This is a genomic window from Streptococcus mitis (genome assembly GCF_002096855.1).
In the GTDB taxonomy this organism is placed as follows: Bacteria; Bacillota; Bacilli; order Lactobacillales; family Streptococcaceae; genus Streptococcus; species Streptococcus mitis_Y.
In genome coordinates, this window is record NZ_NCVH01000031.1 from 46,650 (window position 1) to 67,032 (window position 20,383).

Sequence of the window (20,383 nt, forward strand, 5' to 3'; positions counted from 1 at the left end):
GAAGCTGTAGTTGAAAAGCTGCTGCTATGTCATGGAAAGGGGGTGAAAGCCTATCGTCAGTGCAGAAGAATGTAGGCAGTTCAATCTCCTACACGAGGTAGTAGCGGCCTGACAGAGCCCTGATCTGTTAATCTATGAAAAAGAAGGAATAAATGACAATTGAAAAAACCAATTATTGAATTCAAAAACGTCTCAAAAGTTTTTGAAGACAGCAACACCAAGGTTCTCAAAGACATCAACTTTGAGTTGGAAGAAGGGAAATTCTACACTCTTTTAGGCGCATCTGGTTCAGGGAAATCAACCATCCTAAACATCATTGCAGGTTTACTGGATGCGACGACAGGAGATATTTTGCTGGACGGTGTCCGCATCAACGACATCCCAACCAACAAGCGAGACGTCCATACGGTCTTCCAATCCTATGCCTTGTTTCCACATATGAATGTGTTTGAAAATGTTGCCTTTCCGCTTCGCTTGCGTAAAATTGACAAGAAAGAAATCGAGAAACGCGTAGCGGAAGTTCTCAAGATGGTTCAGTTGGAAGGTTACGAAAAACGTTCCATTCGTAAACTCTCTGGAGGACAACGTCAGCGTGTGGCTATTGCCCGTGCCATTATCAACCAACCCCGTGTGGTTTTGTTGGACGAGCCTTTGTCAGCGTTGGACTTAAAATTACGAACAGATATGCAGTACGAACTGCGTGAACTGCAACAACGATTGGGCATTACCTTTGTCTTTGTCACTCACGATCAGGAAGAAGCCCTGGCTATGAGTGACTGGATTTTCGTTATGAATGATGGAGAGATTGTCCAGTCAGGAACACCTGTTGACATCTACGATGAGCCAATTAACCATTTTGTTGCCACCTTTATCGGCGAGTCAAACATCTTGCCAGGTACCATGATTGAGGACTACTTGGTTGAGTTTAATGGCAAACGCTTCGAAGCGGTCGATGGTGGGATGAAGCCAAATGAACCTGTTGAGGTCGTGATTCGTCCAGAAGACTTGCGCATTACCCTTCCTGAAGAAGGCAAGCTCCAAGTTAAGGTCGATACCCAGCTCTTCCGTGGGGTTCACTATGAAATTATCGCCTATGATGAACTTGGAAATGAATGGATGATCCACTCGACTCGTAAGGCCATCGTGGGTGAGGAAATCGGTCTGGACTTTGAACCAGAAGACATCCACATCATGCGTCTCAACGAAACCGAGGAAGAGTTCGATGCCCGTATCGAAGAATACGTGGAAATTGAAGAGCAAGAAGCAGGTCTGATCAATGCAATCGAGGAGGAGAGAGATGAAGAAAACAAGCTCTAAACTCTTTGTAGTGCCCTACATGCTCTGGATTGCCCTCTTTGTATTGGCACCCTTGGTCTTGATTTTCGGACAATCCTTTTTCAATATTGAAGGTCAGTTTAGTTTAGAAAATTATAAGTCTTACTTTGCGTCACAAAACTTGACCTATCTTAAAATGAGTTTCAACTCTGTGCTTTATGCAGGTATTGTGACCTTTGTAACCTTGCTTATCAGCTATCCAACAGCCCTCTTTTTGACACGTCTCAAACACCGTCAACTCTGGCTCATGCTGATTATTCTGCCAACCTGGATCAATCTGCTCCTTAAGGCCTATGCCTTTATCGGGATTTTTGGTCAGAATGGCTCTATTAACCAATTTTTGGAATTTATCGGAATCGGTTCGCAACAGTTGCTATTTACGGATTTCTCCTTTATCTTTGTCGCAAGCTACATCGAGCTTCCTTTTATGATTTTGCCGATTTTCAATGTCTTGGACGATATGGACAACAATCTCATCAATGCTAGTTACGACCTGGGTGCAACCAAGTGGGAGACTTTCCGTCATGTCATCTTCCCTCTGTCTATGAACGGTGTGAGAAGTGGAGTTCAATCCGTCTTTATCCCAAGTTTGAGTCTCTTCATGCTGACACGTTTGATTGGTGGGAACCGCGTGATCACCTTGGGGACAGCCATTGAGCAGAACTTCCTGACAAATGATAACTACGGTATGGGTTCTACCATCGGTGTGATTCTCATCCTGACCATGTTTCTCACCATGTGGGTGACCAAGGAAAGGAGAGAACGATGAAAAAATTTGCCAATCTCTACCTAGCCTTTGTCTTTATCATCCTCTATTTGCCAATTTTTTACTTGATTGGCTATGCCTTTAATGCTGGCGATGATATGAACAGCTTTACTGGTTTTGGCTTGAACCATTTTCAAACCATGTTTGGGGATGGCCGTCTCATGTTGATCCTCACCCAAACCTTTTTCTTGGCCTTTCTGTCAGCCTTGATTGCGACCATTATCGGGACTTTTGGTGCTATTTATATCTACCAGTCTCGTAAGAAATACCAAGAAGCTTTTCTATCACTCAATAATATCCTCATGGTTGCGCCTGACGTTATGATTGGTGCCAGCTTCTTGATTCTCTTTACCCAGCTGAAGTTTTCACTTGGCTTTTTGACGGTTCTATCTAGTCATGTGGCCTTTTCCATCCCAATCGTGGTCTTGATGGTCTTGCCTCGTCTCAAGGAAATGAATGATGACATGATCCATGCGGCCTATGACTTGGGAGCCAGCCAGTTTCAGATGTTTAAGGAAATCATGCTTCCTTATCTGACTCCGTCTATCATTGCAGGTTATTTCATGGCCTTCACCTATTCGCTGGATGACTTTGCTGTGACCTTCTTCGTAACGGGAAATGGCTTTTCAACCCTGTCAGTCGAGATTTACTCTCGCGCTCGGAAGGGGATTTCGCTAGAAATCAATGCCCTGTCTGCACTTGTCTTTCTCTTTAGTATTATCCTGGTTGTTGGTTATTACTTTATCTCACGTGAGAAGGAGGAGCAAGCATGAAAAAACTCTATTCATTTTTAGCAGGAATTGTAGCCATTATCCTTGTCTTGTGGGGAATTGCTCATCATCTAGATAGTAAAATCAACAGTCGAGATAGTCAAAAACTGGTTATCTACAACTGGGGAGACTACATTGATCCAGAACTTTTGGAGAAATTCACAGAAGAAACAGGGATCCAAGTACAGTATGAGACCTTTGATTCTAACGAAGCCATGTATACCAAGATCAAGCAAGGGGGAACAACCTACGATATTGCCATCCCGAGTGAGTACATGATCAACAAGATGAAAGATGAAGATCTTTTGGTTCCTCTTGATTATTCAAAAATTGAAGGCATCGAGAATATCGGACCTGAGTTCCTCAACCAGTCTTTTGACCCGGGCAATAAATTCTCCATCCCATACTTCTGGGGGACCTTGGGAATTGTCTATAATGAAACCATGGTAGATGAAGCGCCTGAGCATTGGGATGACCTCTGGAAACCAGAGTATAAGAACTCCATCATGCTCTTTGATGGAGCGCGTGAGGTTCTGGGACTGGGGCTTAACTCGCTCGGTTACAGCCTCAACTCAAAGGATCCTCAACAGTTGGAAGAGACAGTAGATAAGCTCTACAAACTGACTCCAAATATCAAAGCCATTGTGGCGGACGAGATGAAGGGTTACATGATTCAGAACAACGCTGCTATCGGTGTGACTTTCTCTGGAGAAGCCAGCCAGATGTTGGAGAAAAATCCTAACCTCAAGTATGTCGTTCCGACTGAGGCCAGCAATCTCTGGTTTGATAACATGGTCATTCCAAAAACCGTGAAAAACCAAGATGCCGCCTATGCCTTTATCAACTTTATGCTGAAACCCGAAAATGCTCTGAAAAATGCGGAGTATGTAGGCTACTCAACACCAAACCTACCAGCCAAGGAAATGCTCCCAGAGGAGACAAAAGAAGACAAATCCTTCTATCCAGACGCTGATACTATGAAACACTTGGAAGTTTATGAGAAGTTTGACCATAAATGGACAGGAATCTACAGTGACCTCTTCCTCCAGTTTAAAATGTATCGGAAGTAGGAGTTAGCAGTCACGAAACGAATCAGTTAATCTGGTTCGTTTTTTTGAAAAAATAGAAATCATGGTATAATAGTTTTAGGCTGAGAGTTATTAGAATTGTTTATAGCATCTCTGAAAATTTAATTCTAAAGGAGTTCAAAATGAGTCAGACTACGCAAATGCATATATATATATATAACCTAATAAAAATATGTGAAAAATATAGATTGAAACCTACTGAAAATCCAGTAGGCTTTTTGCGTTTCTTGGAGGTATCTAATGGCTAAAAAGTTATTAAATATCACTGAGATTGAGGATAGAACCAAGGTTTTAGTAGAGAATCTTAATGAATCGACATTTATTATTGATTTTATTTCATTATTTGACATTACTAAAACGACCATAACAAGAGCAAGTAAAGTGGCATCTGATGATTTTATAATAAAAAATAAATTATACTTTCGTAAAGTTGAAAATCAGCCATTACTTGCTCTGACTGAGATTGATAAAGAGTTGGAGGGGCAGGTTCGAAAATCTCGATTTATTATTACAACAGATTTTCAAGAATTATATGCAAAGGATACACAGACAGGTCTAACTCTAGCAATTTCTTTTAATGATTTACCAGCCCATTGTGATTTCTTTTTACCTTGGAATGGAATTGAAAAGATTGATTATGATAAGGAAAACCCTGCTGATGTAAAAGCGGCAGAGCGTTTCACCAAACTTTATGATGAACTAATTTCTATCAATCCTGAACTAGCAATCACTGAAACTGATGGTAAATCATTTAATTTATTTTTGATTCGTGTTCTTTTTCTACTATTTGCAGAAGATACAAATATCATCTCCAAGGGAGCTTTCACAAATGTTATTAAGATGAGGACATCCGAAGATGGTTCTGACTTGAATGAGTGTGTTAGAAAACTATTTACTGTTTTAGATATGCCTGAATTTAGTCGTCAGGATTTGGAGTCGTGGTTATCAGATTTTCCTTATGTAAATGGTAAGCTTTTTTCAGAGCCACATCATGACCTTATTTTTAATAAAAGAACTCGTCAACTACTCATTGAAGCAGGGGAATTGCTCAACTGGAATGAAATCAATCCAGATATTTTGGGATCAATGATCCAAACTGTGGCAAATGCAGAAGCAAGATCAACATCGGGTATGCACTATACTAGCGTGCCCAATATTATGAAGGTCATCAAACCACTATTTTTAGATAATTTACGAGTAGCATTTACGGAATTAGAAGAACGAGCTGATTATTATATAGGAGGTGGTGACTTTAGCGATGAACATCGTCGCAAGGAATTGCGACAAATCTTACCTAAGTTAGAAGATTTACTTACTCGTATGGCCTCTATCAAGTTTTTAGACCCTGCCTGTGGTTCTGGAAATTTCCTCATCATTACCTATAAAGAACTTCGTCGTTTAGAAATCAATATCTTAGTCAAACAGCGTGAAATTCGTGAAGCCTTGAATGAAAAAGCTGTTTATCAAGGAGAATTGATTGCTGATGCGTCTAAGATTTCTCTATCCCAGTTTTCAGGAATTGAATTGGATGATTTCGCTCATGAAGTAGCAAGGCTATCCTTGTATATAGCGGAACACCAGATGAATGTGGAGATGGAAGAAGCGCTTGCTGATGTCCATCCAAGACTATTACCCTTAAGAGAAGCTGGAAATATCGTTTGTGGGAATGCCCTAAGAATTGACTGGGAAATTGTGTTAAATGCTAAGGCAGATGACGAAGTTTATATATTTGGGAATCCGCCGTATATAGGCTCTAAAAAAATGACCTTGGAACAAAAGAAGGAACTAGAAAATGTGATTTGTTCAGAAATTTCTTCTAAAAAATTAGATTATATTTCGGGATGGTTTTATAAGGCAACTCACCTTATTTATGGTAAAAATGCTCAATATGCTTTTGTAACAACAAATTCAATAAATCAAGGTGAGCAAGTTTCAATTTTGTGGAGTGTTCTTCTACGATATGGCCAAATTTCCTTTGCATATCAATCTTTTAAATGGAACAATAGCGCGGCCCATAATGCAGGGGTTACAGTTACGATTATTGGATTTTCAAATAAAAATGATAAGAAAAAAATTATATATAGTGATAAGGGAGAAAGTTATGGAAAGAATATAAATCCCTATCTAGCTTTCGCAGATGATATTATTGTATCTAATCACAATGATTCAGAGAAGTTAAATAATTTTCCAAAAATAGTCTTTGGGAATATGCCAAGAAGTAAATATCTAATATTGACAAATGATGATAAAAATAAATTAGTTCAAAGATATCCTGAAACTGAAGTGTATTTTAAAAAGTATATTGGAGCAGATGAGTATATCAATGGAAATTTTAGATATACTATTTGGATTGATCAAGATGAATATACTAAATTAGATAAGATCCAGGAATTCCATCAATTATTTGAAAATGTAAGGCAAGAACGCCTGAATTCTAAGGCTGCTGGAACAAGAGAAACTGCGTCTACGCCATGGAAATTTGTACAACGAGGTGAATACGACGAAGCATATGAAAAAGGAGATATAGAAGGTTGTCAAGCCATTATTGTTCCACGTGTATCATCAGAATCTCGTACTTATGTACCTATGGGATTTATTGAAGATGACACAATTGTATCAGATTCTGCTATGGTTATTTACAATGCTCCTATTTGGCTTCTTGGTATCTTAGAATCCAAAATGCATATGGTTTGGTTAGAATCTATTGGAGGAAAATTAGAGACACGTTTGCGTTATTCAGCTGGACTGGTTTATAATACATTCCCAATTCCAGAACTTTCAGATAGTCGGAAAAATATGCTTGAAGAAGCTGTTTTTGAAATGCTGGATGTTCGAGAAGAAGAAGGTGGAACCTTGGCTGAATTGTACGGTGGAGCCAATAAACCGATGAACGAACGTCTTCGTCAAGCACATGAAAAAATTGATGGTATCGTAGAACGTGCCTACCAGCAAAAGCCTTTTGAATCAGATGAAGAAAGGCTCAGTGTCTTATTGAATCTGTATAAAGAAATGACAGAAAAGGAAGCGAAATGACCTCAAATATATTTGAAATTAATTACAATGGTACAGGTGCTAGTCAATCTAATAATGCACTTGGTATGCGTGAAATGCAGGAGCGGGTATATGCTAAGAGAACTTCTCAACACTTATTGATTAAGGCGCCTCCTGCATCTGGTAAGTCGAGAGCTTTGATGTTTATTGCTCTTGATAAATTACATGCTCAAGGTCTGAAAAAAGCTATTATAGCTGTTCCAGAAAGATCTATCGGAAAATCGTTTCGTTCAACAAAATTGACAGATTATGGTTTTTACTGGGATTGGGAAGTTCTTTCCAAAAATAATTTGACTGAACAAGGGACCAGTAAAAGTAAGGTAAAACAGTTTGTAGACTTTATGCATTCAGAGTCTCCTGATGATAGAGTTTTAATCTGTACGCATGCCACCTTGCGTTTTGCTTTTGAACAGCTGGCTGATAGTGATTTTAATGATGTTCTTTTAGCTATCGATGAATTTCATCATGTATCTCAAGATGATAATTCAGTTTTAGGAAATGCCTTAAGAAACATATTAGCCAATTCAACAGCCCATGTAGTAGCTATGACGGGCTCTTATTTCCGTGGAGATTCTGTACCTATTTTGGCACCTGAAGATGAGCAAAAATTCGACAAGGTATCCTATACTTATTATGAACAGTTGGAGGGGTACAAATATCTGAAAAGTTTTGCCATGGGCTATAACTTTTATCGTGGTCGTTATACGGATGCTTTGCACGAAGTACTGGACACGAGCAAGAAAACCATTATTCATATTCCCAATGTAAACTCAGGTGAGTCAACCAAGGATAAGTATGATGAAGTTGACCGAATTTTAGACGAACTGGGGCAAGCAGTTCCAGATCCTAAGACTGGATTATGGTTAGTTACTGAGGAAACAGGTCGTGTATTGAAAGTTGCAGACCTTGTCACAGAAGAAGAACGTGAAAAAGTACAGGATTACCTAAACAAGATGAGCAGTTTAAATGATCTCGATATCATTATTGCACTTGGTATGGCTAAAGAAGGTTTTGACTGGCCTTATGCTGAGTATGCTTTGACGATTGGCTATCGTCAGTCGCTAACAGAAATTGTTCAGATTATAGGTCGAGTAACACGCGATAGTTCCAATAAGTCACACGCTCAATTTACCAATCTCATTTCTCAACCAGATGCTCAAGATGATGAAGTTTTCTTCGCTGTGAATAATGTTATGAAGGCCATTACAGCTAGTCTATTGATGGAGTCTGTTTTAGCGCCAAATTTCAAGTTCAAACGAAAAGACCGAGAAGACCAGAAATCTTCTGGTGCCGAAATGTTTGTTAAAGGCTTAAAAGAGCCTAGTACACAGAGAACAAAGGATATCATAGAAAATGATTTGAATGACTTACGTGCTAGTATATTGCAAGAACCGCGTATCCAAACTGCAATTGCTGCAGGAACGGATGCAGAAGTCATTAATAAGCAGATGATTCCAGCCATCATTAAACAAATCTACCCTGACTTAAGTGGGGCTGAAGTTGAAGAAGTTCGTCAACAGTTTATTAGTCAATCGGTGGTTCAATCAGCTGAACGGAAAGAGGGAGTAGGGCAAACAGATTTTCTAAAAATGGCAGATAAATTTGTGAATATTGATGAGTTATCTATTGATTTGATTGATCAGATTAATCCCTTCCAGAGAGCTTACGAAGTTATATCACGTGAAATTGATGCTCCGACTTTACGTCTGATACAAGATTATATGGATGGTCAGAAGATGGAGTTTTCTGAAGAAGAACTGTTAATTCTTTATCCTCAAATTAAGCAATTTTTGAAAGAAAATGGTCGTCATCCAGATAAATCAAGTCACGATAAGTACGAACAGAGACTTGCTTATGCTTTGTTACAATTATCTCAGATGAAGCTGAAGATGGAGAGCGGTAATGACTGATTTCAAAAACTTAAATGACATTTTTAATGATTCTGATTTTGAACATTTAATAACTCCTTTAAAACCTAAGAAAAAAATAGTTACAGATCATGAAGTAGAGAAATTTTTAGAAATTATAGATTGGGTGAGAGAAAATAATGGGCAAGAGCCACAAAAGTCTAGAAATATTAAAGAACGCAGTTTATTTTCTCGATTGAATGGTATTAGAAAATCTCCTAATAGCATCCGAAAGTTAGAACCTTATGATGAATTTGGGCTACTAAAAATAGATATAGTTGAGTCCGAGACCCCTATTTCAAGTCCTGCTAGTTTAACAGATATTTTATCAGATAAATTGTTTGAGTCAGTAAATGGTGCTGAAAAATCTTTATTTGATGTCTCACGTTATAAACGAACGATTCAAGCGCGTGATAAAACACGAACACGTAAACGGATGGGAAATTTTGAAGATTATCAGGGATTATTTACTCGTGTTCATGATGAAATTAGTGAAGGTCGTCGTCAAGTCAGAAAGTCTGATGTGATAAAAGAAAAAGAAATTAAACCTGGTATGTTCTATGTGGATAATGGAGTAATGGTTTATGTTGTTTCTAAAGGAGAAGACTTCACTGATAAGAATGGTTATACTAATGCTGAACTTCATCTCGTATATGAAAATGGTACAGAAAATAAGAAGGCCTTACTCCGCTCTTTTGTATCTAATCTGCACGATAGAACGCGCCATGGACGAATGGTAACAGAATTGATAGAAGATGTGATGACTGTTATCAGTCCAAGCGAACGAATTACAACTGGATATATCTATGTAGTGAAATCTTTGAGTAGCAATCCTCAAATTGCCAACATCAGTAATCTCTATAAAATCGGTTTTACACAGGATCAAATTGAAAAACGGTTAGCAAATTCAGAAAGAGAAGGAACCTATCTTTTTGCTCCTGTCCGTTTAGTAGCTAGTTTTGAGGTTCAAAATTTCAGCGCTCGAAAATTAGAAACTACTCTTCATCATTATTTTGCAGACAAGCAGTTAGATATGGAATTAATAGCACCAAATGGAGATAGCTTTGTCCCTAAAGAGTGGTTTCTAGTATCGCTAGATGAGATCCAAGAAGTGATTGAAAAAATTGGCTTAATGATTTAGTTGGATAAGGGGGTAAAATTCCCTCTTGGGATTTAAGGAAACACAAAATAGAAAGAAAAGGAATATACAAACATGGAAAACAATAATACAAACTATAAAATCTTTAAATTCTTGGGGATTGCTGTGGTGCTATTTTATGCTTTTATCTTTATTGGTAGCAGTTTTTCTACTGCTGGGGTAAAAGATGCACCAAAAATTGAGTATACTAGCGACTACTTAAACCAGAAAATGGATTTAAGAGACTCCGAGGTATTGGGCAAGTTTTGGAATGATGAAGGGCACTATCTCGTAGTATATGACGAAGACACAAAATCCCCAAAATTGTTCAAGATAAGCTACTCTGAGTGGAATCTTATCAGTGTAGGGGGGACATACTAAACAGCGCTGGAGGGTTTTATATAGCCTTCTAGGGCTATGCTAGATAGAAAGATTTTAGAAATAAATTAAATATTACTACTTACATTTCGAAACTAGTAGTTAAATTTTTAAAAGGTCTTCCCTCCTACCTCACTACTATTAGTTAAGATGATTTCCAGTTGACGCAAGCTTAAAAAAACGTTATAATAAGAAAGTTGAGAATTGATTTTCAATTATCTTAGTCCAGAGAAATGGCGGTGCTGCGAGCCATCTAAGCTAGAAAGTCATGCTACTCAATCATACAATTGCATAAGAATAAGAGAATGACAAGTTCATTGAATGAAGGTGGTACCGCGGTTTTTCGCCCTTCGTGATATGAGCTTGTCTTTTGATTTTTGGAGGTGTTGATGAAAACATTTCTTGTCAAACAAAAGTTTCGTCTTGGAGGCGAACGCTTCGCTATCAAGGATGACAAAGGAGAAATTGCCTATCAGGTGGAGGGATCATTTTTTAAGATTCCCAAAACTTTTACCATCTATGATGCGACTGGTGAACAGGTTAGTCAGATTAGTAAAGAAATCTTGACCTTGCTACCTCGTTTTGAGATTCAGCTTTGGGATGGCTCGAGTTTTGTCATTCGCAAGAAGTTGACCTTCTGGCGAGATAAGTATGAGTTTGATAATCTAGGTCTTCGTATCGAGGGCAATATCTGGGATTTGAATTTCAAATTGCTGGATGATCGCGATCAGCTGATTGCGGAAATTAAGAAGGAACTCTTCCATCTGACCTCTACCTATAGCGTAACGGTTCTTGAGGACGCTTATGCAGACCTAGTCATTTCCCTCTGTGTCGCGATTGACTATGTGGAAATGCTGGAAAGCCAATCACATTAAACAAGTAAATAAGGAGACAATATGAAACAACTATCTAGTGCACAAGTACGCCAAATGTGGCTTGATTTCTGGGCGACCAAAGGTCACTCTGTAGAACCATCAGTAAGTTTGGTTCCTGTAAATGACCCAACTCTTTTGTGGATAAACTCTGGGGTAGCAACCCTTAAGAAATACTTTGACGGGACCATTATCCCTGAAAATCCACGTATTACCAATGCCCAAAAGGCTATCCGTACCAACGATATTGAAAATGTAGGGAAGACAGCACGTCACCATACTATGTTTGAAATGTTGGGGAACTTCTCTATCGGAGATTACTTCCGTGATGAAGCTATCACTTGGGCTTATGAGCTTTTGACCAGCCCAGAATGGTTTGACTTCCCAGCTGAAAAACTTTACATGACTTACTATCCAGATGATAAAGATTCTTACAACCGCTGGACTGAAGTGGGAGTGGATCCAAGTCACTTGATTCCAATCGAGGACAACTTCTGGGAAATCGGTGCGGGACCTTCTGGACCGGACACAGAGATTTTCTTTGACCGTGGAGAAGCTTTTGACCCAGAAAATATCGGTCTTCGCCTTCTTGCAGAAGATATCGAAAACGACCGTTATATCGAAATCTGGAACATCGTTTTGTCACAATTTAACGCAGACCCTGCTGTTCCTCGTAGCGAATACAAGGAATTGCCACACAAGAATATTGATACGGGCGCTGGTTTGGAGCGTTTGGTGGCCGTTATCCAAGGGGCTAAGACCAACTTTGAAACGGACCTCTTCATGCCGATCATTCGTGAAGTGGAGAAATTGTCTGGTAAGGTTTATGACCAAGATGGCGATAACATGAGCTTTAAGGTTATCGCTGACCACATCCGTTCACTTTCATTTGCTATCGGTGATGGTGCCCTTCCAGGAAATGAAGGTCGTGGTTATGTCCTTCGTCGTTTGCTCCGTCGTGCTTCTATGCATGGTCAAAAATTGGGTATCAACGAGCCTTTCCTTTACAAACTTGTTCCAACGGTTGGAAAAATCATGGAAAGCTACTACCCAGAAGTGCTTGAAAAACGTGACTTTATCGAAAAAATCGTTAAGAGCGAAGAAGAATCATTTGCTCGTACCCTTCACTCAGGTCAACACTTTGCCCAAGGCATTGTAGCTGACTTGAAAGAAAAAGGTCAATCTGTCATTGCTGGTTCAGATGTCTTCAAACTTTACGACACTTACGGATTCCCAGTTGAATTGACTGAAGAAATCGCTGAAGAAGCTGGTATGACTGTGGACCGTGAAGGATTTGAAGCAGCCATGAAAGAACAGCAAGAACGCGCGCGTGCGTCAGCTGTCAAGGGTGGCTCAATGGGTATGCAAAATGAAACCCTTCAAAACATCACTGTGGAAAGTGTCTTCAACTACAATGCTAGCCAATTGTCTTCTAAATTGGTAGCTATCGTGGCTGACAATGCAGAAGTAGAAGCTGTGTCAGAAGGAACTGCCTCTCTTATCTTTGCGGAAACGCCATTCTATGCTGAAATGGGTGGACAGGTCGCTGACCACGGACAAATCTTGGATGAGTCAGGTAAGGTTGTGGCTACTGTGACAAATGTTCAAAAAGCACCAAACGGACAAGCACTTCACACGGTTGAAGTTCTTGCACCGCTTGCTTTGAACCAAGAATATACCTTGGCAATTGATACCAATCGTCGTCACCGTGTCATGAAAAACCACACTGCGACTCACTTGCTCCATGCGGCTCTTCACAATATCCTTGGCAGCCATGCAACTCAGGCAGGTTCGCTTAATGAAGTAGAATTCCTTCGCTTTGACTTTACCCACTTCCAAGCAGTAACTGCAGAAGAATTGCGTGCCATTGAACAGCAAGTCAACGAAAAAATCTGGGAAGCTCTTGAAGTGAAGACAGTTGAAACGGATATTGACACTGCTAAAGAAATGGGAGCTATGGCCCTCTTTGGTGAGAAATACGGCAAGGAAGTCCGTGTTGTCACTATCGGTGACTACTCTATCGAGCTTTGTGGTGGTACCCACGTTGGCAATACTTCTGAGATTGGACTCTTCAAGATTGTCAAAGAAGAAGGGATTGGATCAGGAACTCGCCGTATTTTAGCAGTGACTGGTAAGGAAGCCTTTGAAGCCTACCGCGAACAAGAAGATGCTCTTAAAGCTGTCGCAGCAACCTTGAAAGCACCTCAAGTCAAGGAAGTCCCTCACAAGGTAGAAGGACTTCAAGAACAACTTCGTCAATTGCAAAAAGAAAATGCTGAGTTGAAAGAAAAAGCCGCAGCTGCAGCTGCAGGCGATATCTTCAAGGATGTTAAGGAAGTCAACGGTCACCGTTACATTGCTAGCCAAGTGTCTGTATCAGATGCTGGTGCCCTTCGTACTTTTGCAGATAACTGGAAACAAAAAGACTACTCTGATCTTCTTGTCCTAGTTGCTGCTATCGGTAACAAAGTCAATGTCCTTGTAGCAAGCAAGACAAAAGACCTTCATGCAGGAAACCTTGTCAAAGAATTAGCACCAATCGTCGATGGACGTGGTGGTGGTAAACCAGACATGGCCATGGCAGGAGGAAGCAACCAAGCTAAGATCCAAGAATTGTTGGATGAAGTAGCAGGTAAATTGTAATCAAGTAATACTCTTCGAAAATCTCTTCAAACAATGTCAGCTTCGCCTTGGATTTTATATGTGACTGACTTCGTCAGTCTTATCTACAACCTCAAAGCAGTGCTTTGAGCAACCTGCGGCTAGCTTCCTAGTTTGCTCTTTGATTTTCATTGAGTATAAAGATCTATCCATTTGGTGGGTAGGTCTTTTTTGACTACAAAAAAGCCAAATCCGTTTGGACCTGACTTGATTATTATGAACTATTAGATTGTATTGGCTGCCCAGACACTTACCGAAGCAGCTGAGACTGGGAATTGTCCATAACCTTCCTCATCGATTGAAACTTGATCTTGATGGTTTCCAAGTAAATCTACAAAGGTTTGGTTAGCCCATTCTTGGCCGACAAACATTGATTTACTGTTTTCTTGGTCATTTGAAATCAAGACTGCGATTGGGGATTGATTTTCAGAACCTGAACGTACCCAACCGATACAGTTAGCATCATCAAAGTAGTCATTTTGTTCTCCATAGGCCAAATCTTTTCGGATGGCTAGGAGGCGGTCAAGGACTTCTTTGAAATCTTGTTGAGCATACTGCTCTGAAATCCCATAGTAGTCTCCGTAAAAGACACATGGAAGGCCGTCTTGGCGTAATAGAATGAGGGCATAGGCTGCTGGTTTGAACCACTCTTCAACTGTAGACTCAAGAGCCTGACCACGTTGGGTATCGTGGTTGTCGACAAAAGTCACAGCCTTGTAAGGTTTGAGTTCAACCAAGCTATCTGTGAAAATACCACGAAGGTCATAGTTTGCGCCAGCTTGACTGGCTTCAAAGAGATTCTGGTGGAGACGAACATCGACAAGGTCGAATCGTTCTTCCGTTTTTTCAAGATAGTCCAGATTGGCTTCCTTGTCAGGATTCCAAAATTCACCAAAAACATAGAAATCTTCACCGTATTTTTCCTTCATATCGCGGATGAAATTGCCCATAAAGAAAGAATCGATATGTTTGACAGCATCCAAACGAAAACCAGCTACACCAGTGGTTTCCATGAACCAGTCAGCCCAGTCATAGATATTTTGGATGACTTCAGGATGTTTAAAGTCTAGGTCGGCATACATGAGATAGTCGTAATTACCATTTTCGTTATCGACCAATTCCTCATTTGCCCAACCCTTGTTGTCCCCTTGGATGAGATAAATGCCAGACTTGCGACGTTTGGCATCATAGTCTGTACCGGTGAAGTGGTACCAGTGCCAGTGGAAGTCATTGTAGGTATCTTGGCGCCCATCGAAGGTAAAGCTAGTCCAGCCATTGATGGTGAAGGGTTCCCCAAGTTCAACTGTACGGTCTACAGGATCCACTTCAATAACCTGAAAGGCTTCCATGTGATCGGCCGCAGCCTTGTGATTGAGCACCACATCGGCCATAGGTTGAATTCCCTGTGCTTTTAGAGCTTGAATGGCTTGAAGATAGTCTTCTTTAAAACCATACTTGGTGCGGACAGTACCTTTTTGATTAAACTCCCCTAAGTCGAATAAGTCATAGACCCCATAACCTACATCTTTTTCATTGGTAGCCTTGAAAGCTGGTGGCATCCAGACATGGCTGATACCGAGATCAGCTAGGTGTTGAGCATCTTCAGCCAGACGCGTCCAGTGCTGACCGTCGTGGGGCAGATACCATTCAAAGTATTGCATGAGTGTTTGATTTTGCATGATGTTTCCTCTTACTTGTCAATCTTGTTCTTTATTCTATCATAAAGTATTGGTTAGCTCAAACGTTTGCGTAAAACTGAATAATAAGTTTTTGACTATTTTATATAAAATGTTGATTTTTAAAATGAAAGCGCTATAATTATAGTAAATTACATAGATAAAGAGAGGAGATTTTTCATGATTGAATTTCAAAATGTTAGTAAGTTGTATGGTGATAAAGAGGCCTTGAGCAATCTCAATCTGCAGATTGAAAATGGAGAGATTATGGGCTTGATTGGCCATAATGGAGCTGGAAAATCGACCACTATAAAATCCCTAGTCAGTATCATTTCACCCAGCAGTGGTCGTATTTTAGTAGACGGTCAGGAGTTATCGGAAAATCGTTTAGCTATTAAACGAAAAATTGGCTACGTAGCAGACTCGCCTGACTTATTTTTACGCTTAACAGCCAATGAATTTTGGGAATTGATTGCTTCATCCTATGATCTGACTAGCTCTGACTTGGAGACTAGTCTAGCTAGGCTATTGAACGTTTTTGATTTTGCTGAAAACCGTTATCAGGTTATTGAAACTCTTTCTCACGGAATGCGTCAGAAAGTCTTTGTCATCGGGGCACTCTTGTCCGATCCCGATATTTGGGTCTTGGATGAACCCTTGACAGGTTTGGATCCCCAGGCTGCCTTTGATTTGAAGCAAATGATGAAGGAACATGCACAAAAAGGCAAGACAGTCTTGTTTTCAACTCATGTCCTAGAGGTGGCAGAGCAAGTCTGTGATCGGATTGCCATTTTAAAAAAGGGGCATTTGATCTATTGTGGTAGCGTAGAGGACTTGAGAAAAGACCACCCAGACCAGTCTTTGGAAAGTATCTACCTTAGTCTTGCTGGTAGAAAAGAGGAGGTTGCGGATGCGTCTCAAGGTCATTAAAAAATTAGTTGATATCAATATCCTCTATTCATCTCAAGAAGCTAATCTGGCTAATCTACGAAAGAAGCAGGCTAAGAATCCTGGGAAAAAAGTAAATGTTTCCGCTAGAGTCCTAAGTTCTTACATTTTTTCTAGTCTCTTGATGCTTTTCATGTTTATAAATATAGCCTTTCGTTTTCCTTTTGAGGAAATGCCTGTTTATTTTAGCTTCATGGTTGCTATTTTACTAGTGATTGCCTTTTCAACTTCTTTAACAGCTTTTTACAATGTCTTTTATGAGAGTAAGGACCTGGTCTCCTATAGGCCCTATGCCTTTAAAGAATCAGAGATTATAATCGCTAAAGGACTGTCTGTCCTCTTGCCAGCTCTGCCTGGAATTGTACCAATCCTAGCTTATTTTCTAGTCCTATATATTAGGCTAGCACCTTCTCTTTGGCTTGGCTTGCCTTTGATGCTACTGTCCTTGGCTCTATTATTTGTTTCGGTGGCTCTAGTGATGGTAGTGGCAGTGCATTTCTTGGCTCAAACTGCGCTTTTTAGAAAGTATCAGTCTATTTTTTCGAATGTGATGATTGGGATAGGAGTTCTCACACCTTTAATATTTGTCTTCTTTCTACAGTCGACTTCTAGAGGTATAGGTGATCAGACTAAAGAAATTCCACCTCTTCTTTATCCTATTCATCTCTTTTACAAAATAGCAGTGGAGCCTTTTTCGATAGAAGCCATCCTAGGTCTGCTCGCTTGGATAGCTTTAACTCTTTTCTTGCTTTACCTGACCAAAAAGAAGGTTTTGCCTCGTTTTTATGATGTGATCCTACTTAATAGTGAGGAGAAGGTCAAAAAAGAACGTCGCAGTAAGGAGGGGCTCTCAACTACTAAAAAGGGCTTTTTCCGTATGGTTTTACGCTACCACCTCACCCTTTTGGGACAGGGGACTGGCGTGATTACAGTGCTTTTTACAAGTGCTTTCCTTCCTTATCTCATGATGATCGGTCTGATTTCCAACATCCGAGATTCTCAGATAGTTCCAGACATTCATCCTCCATACTGGTTACCCTTGTTTTTTATAGGTCTCTTTCTAGCTGTTGTCAATAACAATATCACCAGCCTGCATTCAATTGCCTTATCCTTGGAGAGGGAAAATGTTGATTTTCTGAAGAGTTTACCCTTTGACTTTGCTCGTTATGTAAAAGTGAAATTTTGGATTATATTTGCTGTCCAGTCCTTTTTACCAGTTCTGACTTTACTTGGTCTTTCTCTATATTTAGGCTTGCCCATCCTTTCGATGATTTACCTTCTTGTAGTCTGGACCCTTGCCAGTGTCATCCTTTCTTGCCACCATTACTTTAAGGACGTTAAAAATTTGTCAACCAATTGGAGTAACATTACGGACTTGGTAAACCGTTCAAATCGTATAGTAGCAATTGTTTTGATTTTGGTTTATAGTGCAATCCTAATGGCCCTTGTAATAGGGAGCTTATTCTTGGTTCAGTCTCTCTCCACTATCTTTGCCATCAGCTTGGGAGTAGGAGTTCTTATCCTTCTGCTTGGTCTTGCTATATTTAGCTATCATTACTACCTGTCACGCATATTAGCAGAAATAGAAAAAAGATGAGGTAGTTTGTCGCTTACTTGATAAATTTTATAAAAAGAAATGCTCCTCCAAGACGGAAGAGCATCTTTTATTGTGATTTTGATTCAGTTTCTGCAGACTCTGGATGGAGTTCTTGGTAACTTGGTGCCTTGAAAAGGTCAGTACTGGTCTTACCTTGTCGTTGGCTAAAGAGACTGGTTGATTGACTTCCTTTTTCCTGCTCAATCTTTTGCAGAATTGGTAAAGAATTGAGGTAAGAAATACTTTCTGTATCAACTTTTCCAAGATGATCTGCTTGGTAGAAACGTATCAAATCACCAGTTTGAATCTGGTCGCTGATTTTCAGCTGTTGGCTGGCTGCCTGCCGAACGATTTCTAGTTCAGTCTGAGCTTGTTCATCAAGATTACTGATTTCAAGACCGCTCTCAGTATAGTAGGTTCGTCCGTCATAACTGGTGTATTTAGGTGTGACGAAGGAATTGGCAGTTCGAAAGGCAACGATTTCTTGATGATCTGGAGACAGAAGGTCTTGGCCGACTTGAAGGAAGGAATTGGACTCAATACCAAGGAGGTGTTCGAGAGTCGGTAAGATATCGATTTGTCCACCGTAGGTATTGATGATTTGTCCTTTTTCATAGCCAGGCATGACCACCATAAAAGGCACTCGTTGCAACATGGCATTGTCGTAATTAGACCAGTTTTCAGAAGTCTTGCCAATCAAGGGAGCCAGGTCAGGATTGCGGGAGTTAGAAATTCCATAATGGTCTCCGTAGATGACGATGATGGATTTTTCATAGAGGCCACTTTCTTTGAGATAGTCAAAGAAGGCCTTGATAGCACTATCCAGATAGTTTGCTGTTTGGAAGTAGCCATTGATTGTTTCATCTTTGGTTTTAGCCAGTGGGAAACCAAGCTCATCGCCTGTTAGATTGCTAGCATAGGGATAGTGATTGGATACCGTGATATACTTAGCATAAAAAGGCTGCTGCAAGTGCTCCAGATACTGAATAGAATCTTTCATCATGATTTTATCATTTAAACCATATTGAAAAGAATTGCTACTGTCTTGCTTGGTAAAATAGGAAGCATCAAAGAAGTATTGGTAGCCCCACTGTTTGTAGGTTGTATTTCGATTCCAAAAGGTCCCGATATTACCGTGAAAGACTGCACTTGATTGATAGCCGTTTTTTGATAGGATAAAAGGAGCTGCCTGCTGGGTATTGGTACCTCCATAGTTGACCATGAAGGAACCTTGGTCAAGTCCAAACAAACCAGTCTCCAGCATGGTTTCCGCATCTGAGGTCTTACCAGCCTTGACTTGGTTAAAGATATTCGAAAAGGCTAGGGTTGATTGCGAATGGTAGAGTGAATTAAGGAAGGGAGTGACTTCATGATCAGTTCCATCTATGTTGAGTTTATAGTCCAGTAGGAACTGCTGGAAACTTTCCAAGTGGAGATAAATCACATTTTTCCCTTTGGCTAATCCAAAATAGTCTGGATTAGGCTTAGTCGAATGTTCTTGGACATAATCTGTAATAGGTTGAAGGTCGGTCTCAGAGGCCTTAGCACGTTCTTTGTTGGCGCTATAGGATTGGTTGGCACTATAACCTAAAAAGGCTGGCAAACTAAGGGCACGAACAATATAATAATTAGAAAATCCTCGCGATAGGAGATCGGGACGTTCGATTTCAGCCAAGAAAAGATTAGCAGAAAAGAGCAGGGCTGAGAGAGCAGTGATAGCAACACTGGAGCGGAATTTGAAAGGTCTCCTATCCAGCTGGATGAGCTTCTTATAGAGAAGATAAGCCAGCAATGGGAAAACCATAAAATAGATGAAATCCCAAAAGCGCAGTAACTCTAGTTCGGCAGTACCAACAGACACCTTGCTGACCACTTTCATGGTATTGGCCGTGATAAAGTCACTAAATTCTCGATAGTAAAAGATATTGGAATAAAGCCAAATGAACAAAAGGCTATAAATAGCTATACTAAGGCCATAAAAGATCTTGGTTGACCGAGCATAGAGGGCTAGAGCCAGCAGGAGGAGTCCCAAGGGAAGGGGATTGAAAAAAGCGATAAAGGCAAGGTAATTCCCTTGCAGCTTGCCCAATTGAATATCTAAATTAAAGTCAACGGTATAGGCTAGTAAGGTTTTGAGCCAATAGAGGATTAAAAGGGTTAGGACAAAACCCAGTCTGGTACCCATGGCTTTTTGGA

At 40.1% G+C, this 20,383-nt stretch carries 14 protein-coding genes; 12 read left to right on the plus strand and 2 right to left on the minus strand.

Going from position 1 to position 20,383, the window contains the following annotated elements:
- The first annotated feature begins 159 nt into the window (after window positions 1-159).
- The 10 genes from B7698_RS05465 (at window position 160) to alaS (ending at window position 13,948) form a co-directional block, all read left to right on the plus strand.
- Window positions 160-1,317, plus strand: coding sequence for an ABC transporter ATP-binding protein (locus B7698_RS05465; protein ID WP_000742895.1), 1,158 nt, complete (start codon window positions 160-162; stop codon window positions 1,315-1,317).
- The gene (locus B7698_RS05470) at window positions 1,298-2,104 is read left to right on the plus strand and encodes an ABC transporter permease (protein ID WP_084864893.1); all 807 of its coding nucleotides are present in this window, start codon (window positions 1,298-1,300) and stop codon (window positions 2,102-2,104) included. Before B7698_RS05465 ends, B7698_RS05470 begins: the two co-directional genes overlap by 20 nt.
- Window positions 2,101-2,874 (plus strand): ABC transporter permease, encoded by a 774-nt coding sequence (locus B7698_RS05475; RefSeq protein WP_084864894.1) that lies wholly within the window; start codon window positions 2,101-2,103, stop codon window positions 2,872-2,874. Before B7698_RS05470 ends, B7698_RS05475 begins: the two co-directional genes overlap by 4 nt.
- Window positions 2,871-3,941 (plus strand): ABC transporter substrate-binding protein, encoded by a 1,071-nt coding sequence (locus B7698_RS05480; RefSeq protein WP_007520285.1) that lies wholly within the window; start codon window positions 2,871-2,873, stop codon window positions 3,939-3,941. Before B7698_RS05475 ends, B7698_RS05480 begins: the two co-directional genes overlap by 4 nt.
- A gap of 258 nt (window positions 3,942-4,199) precedes the next feature.
- Window positions 4,200-6,992 (plus strand): class I SAM-dependent DNA methyltransferase, encoded by a 2,793-nt coding sequence (locus B7698_RS05485; protein ID WP_001085248.1) that lies wholly within the window; start codon window positions 4,200-4,202, stop codon window positions 6,990-6,992.
- Window positions 6,989-8,920, plus strand: coding sequence for a DEAD/DEAH box helicase (locus B7698_RS05490; RefSeq protein WP_000203250.1), 1,932 nt, complete (start codon window positions 6,989-6,991; stop codon window positions 8,918-8,920). The genes B7698_RS05485 and B7698_RS05490 overlap by 4 nt, the downstream gene beginning before the upstream one ends.
- On the plus strand, window positions 8,913-10,058 hold the full coding sequence (locus tag B7698_RS05495) for a GIY-YIG nuclease family protein (protein ID WP_000129158.1): 1,146 nt from the start codon (window positions 8,913-8,915) through the stop codon (window positions 10,056-10,058). The genes B7698_RS05490 and B7698_RS05495 overlap by 8 nt, the downstream gene beginning before the upstream one ends.
- Before the next feature lie 72 nt (window positions 10,059-10,130).
- Window positions 10,131-10,436, plus strand: a complete 306-nt coding sequence (locus B7698_RS05500) for a hypothetical protein (protein WP_000429945.1) — start codon at window positions 10,131-10,133, stop codon at window positions 10,434-10,436.
- Window positions 10,437-10,822: 386 nt separating this feature from the next.
- A complete protein-coding gene (locus B7698_RS05505) occupies window positions 10,823-11,308 on the plus strand; it encodes an LURP-one-related/scramblase family protein (protein ID WP_000847050.1) in 486 nt (161 codons plus the stop codon).
- Between the two features lie 21 nt (window positions 11,309-11,329).
- Window positions 11,330-13,948, plus strand: a complete 2,619-nt coding sequence (alaS, locus tag B7698_RS05510; RefSeq protein WP_084864895.1) for an alanine--tRNA ligase — start codon at window positions 11,330-11,332, stop codon at window positions 13,946-13,948.
- A gap of 242 nt (window positions 13,949-14,190) precedes the next feature.
- Here alaS and B7698_RS05515 read toward each other — a convergent pair whose 3' ends face one another.
- The gene (locus tag B7698_RS05515) at window positions 14,191-15,645 is read right to left on the minus strand and encodes an alpha-amylase (protein ID WP_084864896.1); all 1,455 of its coding nucleotides are present in this window, start codon (window positions 15,643-15,645) and stop codon (window positions 14,191-14,193) included.
- A gap of 177 nt (window positions 15,646-15,822) precedes the next feature.
- Between B7698_RS05515 and B7698_RS05520 the strand changes: the two genes are divergently transcribed.
- Window positions 15,823-16,572, plus strand: a complete 750-nt coding sequence (locus tag B7698_RS05520; protein WP_070527070.1) for an ABC transporter ATP-binding protein — start codon at window positions 15,823-15,825, stop codon at window positions 16,570-16,572.
- On the plus strand, window positions 16,553-18,187 hold the full coding sequence (locus B7698_RS05525) for a hypothetical protein (RefSeq protein WP_084864897.1): 1,635 nt from the start codon (window positions 16,553-16,555) through the stop codon (window positions 18,185-18,187). The genes B7698_RS05520 and B7698_RS05525 overlap by 20 nt, the downstream gene beginning before the upstream one ends.
- A 67-nt stretch (window positions 18,188-18,254) precedes the next feature.
- Here B7698_RS05525 and B7698_RS05530 read toward each other — a convergent pair whose 3' ends face one another.
- Window positions 18,255-20,372, minus strand: coding sequence for an LTA synthase family protein (locus tag B7698_RS05530; RefSeq protein WP_192855118.1), 2,118 nt, complete (start codon window positions 20,370-20,372; stop codon window positions 18,255-18,257).
- Window positions 20,373-20,383: the final 11 nt, after the last annotated feature.

Coding starts and splice junctions, on each gene's coding strand:
- B7698_RS05470 (WP_084864893.1), top strand. CDS start 1,298: ATGAAGAAAACAAGCTCTAAACTCTTTGTAGTGCCCTACATGCTCTGG.
- B7698_RS05475 (WP_084864894.1), top strand. CDS start 2,101: ATGAAAAAATTTGCCAATCTCTACCTAGCCTTTGTCTTTATCATCCTC.
- B7698_RS05480 (WP_007520285.1), top strand. CDS start 2,871: ATGAAAAAACTCTATTCATTTTTAGCAGGAATTGTAGCCATTATCCTT.
- B7698_RS05485 (WP_001085248.1), top strand. CDS start 4,200: ATGGCTAAAAAGTTATTAAATATCACTGAGATTGAGGATAGAACCAAG.
- B7698_RS05490 (WP_000203250.1), top strand. CDS start 6,989: ATGACCTCAAATATATTTGAAATTAATTACAATGGTACAGGTGCTAGT.
- B7698_RS05495 (WP_000129158.1), top strand. CDS start 8,913: ATGACTGATTTCAAAAACTTAAATGACATTTTTAATGATTCTGATTTT.
- B7698_RS05500 (WP_000429945.1), top strand. CDS start 10,131: ATGGAAAACAATAATACAAACTATAAAATCTTTAAATTCTTGGGGATT.
- B7698_RS05505 (WP_000847050.1), top strand. CDS start 10,823: ATGAAAACATTTCTTGTCAAACAAAAGTTTCGTCTTGGAGGCGAACGC.
- alaS (WP_084864895.1), top strand. CDS start 11,330: ATGAAACAACTATCTAGTGCACAAGTACGCCAAATGTGGCTTGATTTC.
- B7698_RS05515 (WP_084864896.1), bottom strand. CDS start 15,645: ATGCAAAATCAAACACTCATGCAATACTTTGAATGGTATCTGCCCCAC.
- B7698_RS05520 (WP_070527070.1), top strand. CDS start 15,823: ATGATTGAATTTCAAAATGTTAGTAAGTTGTATGGTGATAAAGAGGCC.
- B7698_RS05525 (WP_084864897.1), top strand. CDS start 16,553: ATGCGTCTCAAGGTCATTAAAAAATTAGTTGATATCAATATCCTCTAT.
- B7698_RS05530 (WP_192855118.1), bottom strand. CDS start 20,372: ATGGGTACCAGACTGGGTTTTGTCCTAACCCTTTTAATCCTCTATTGG.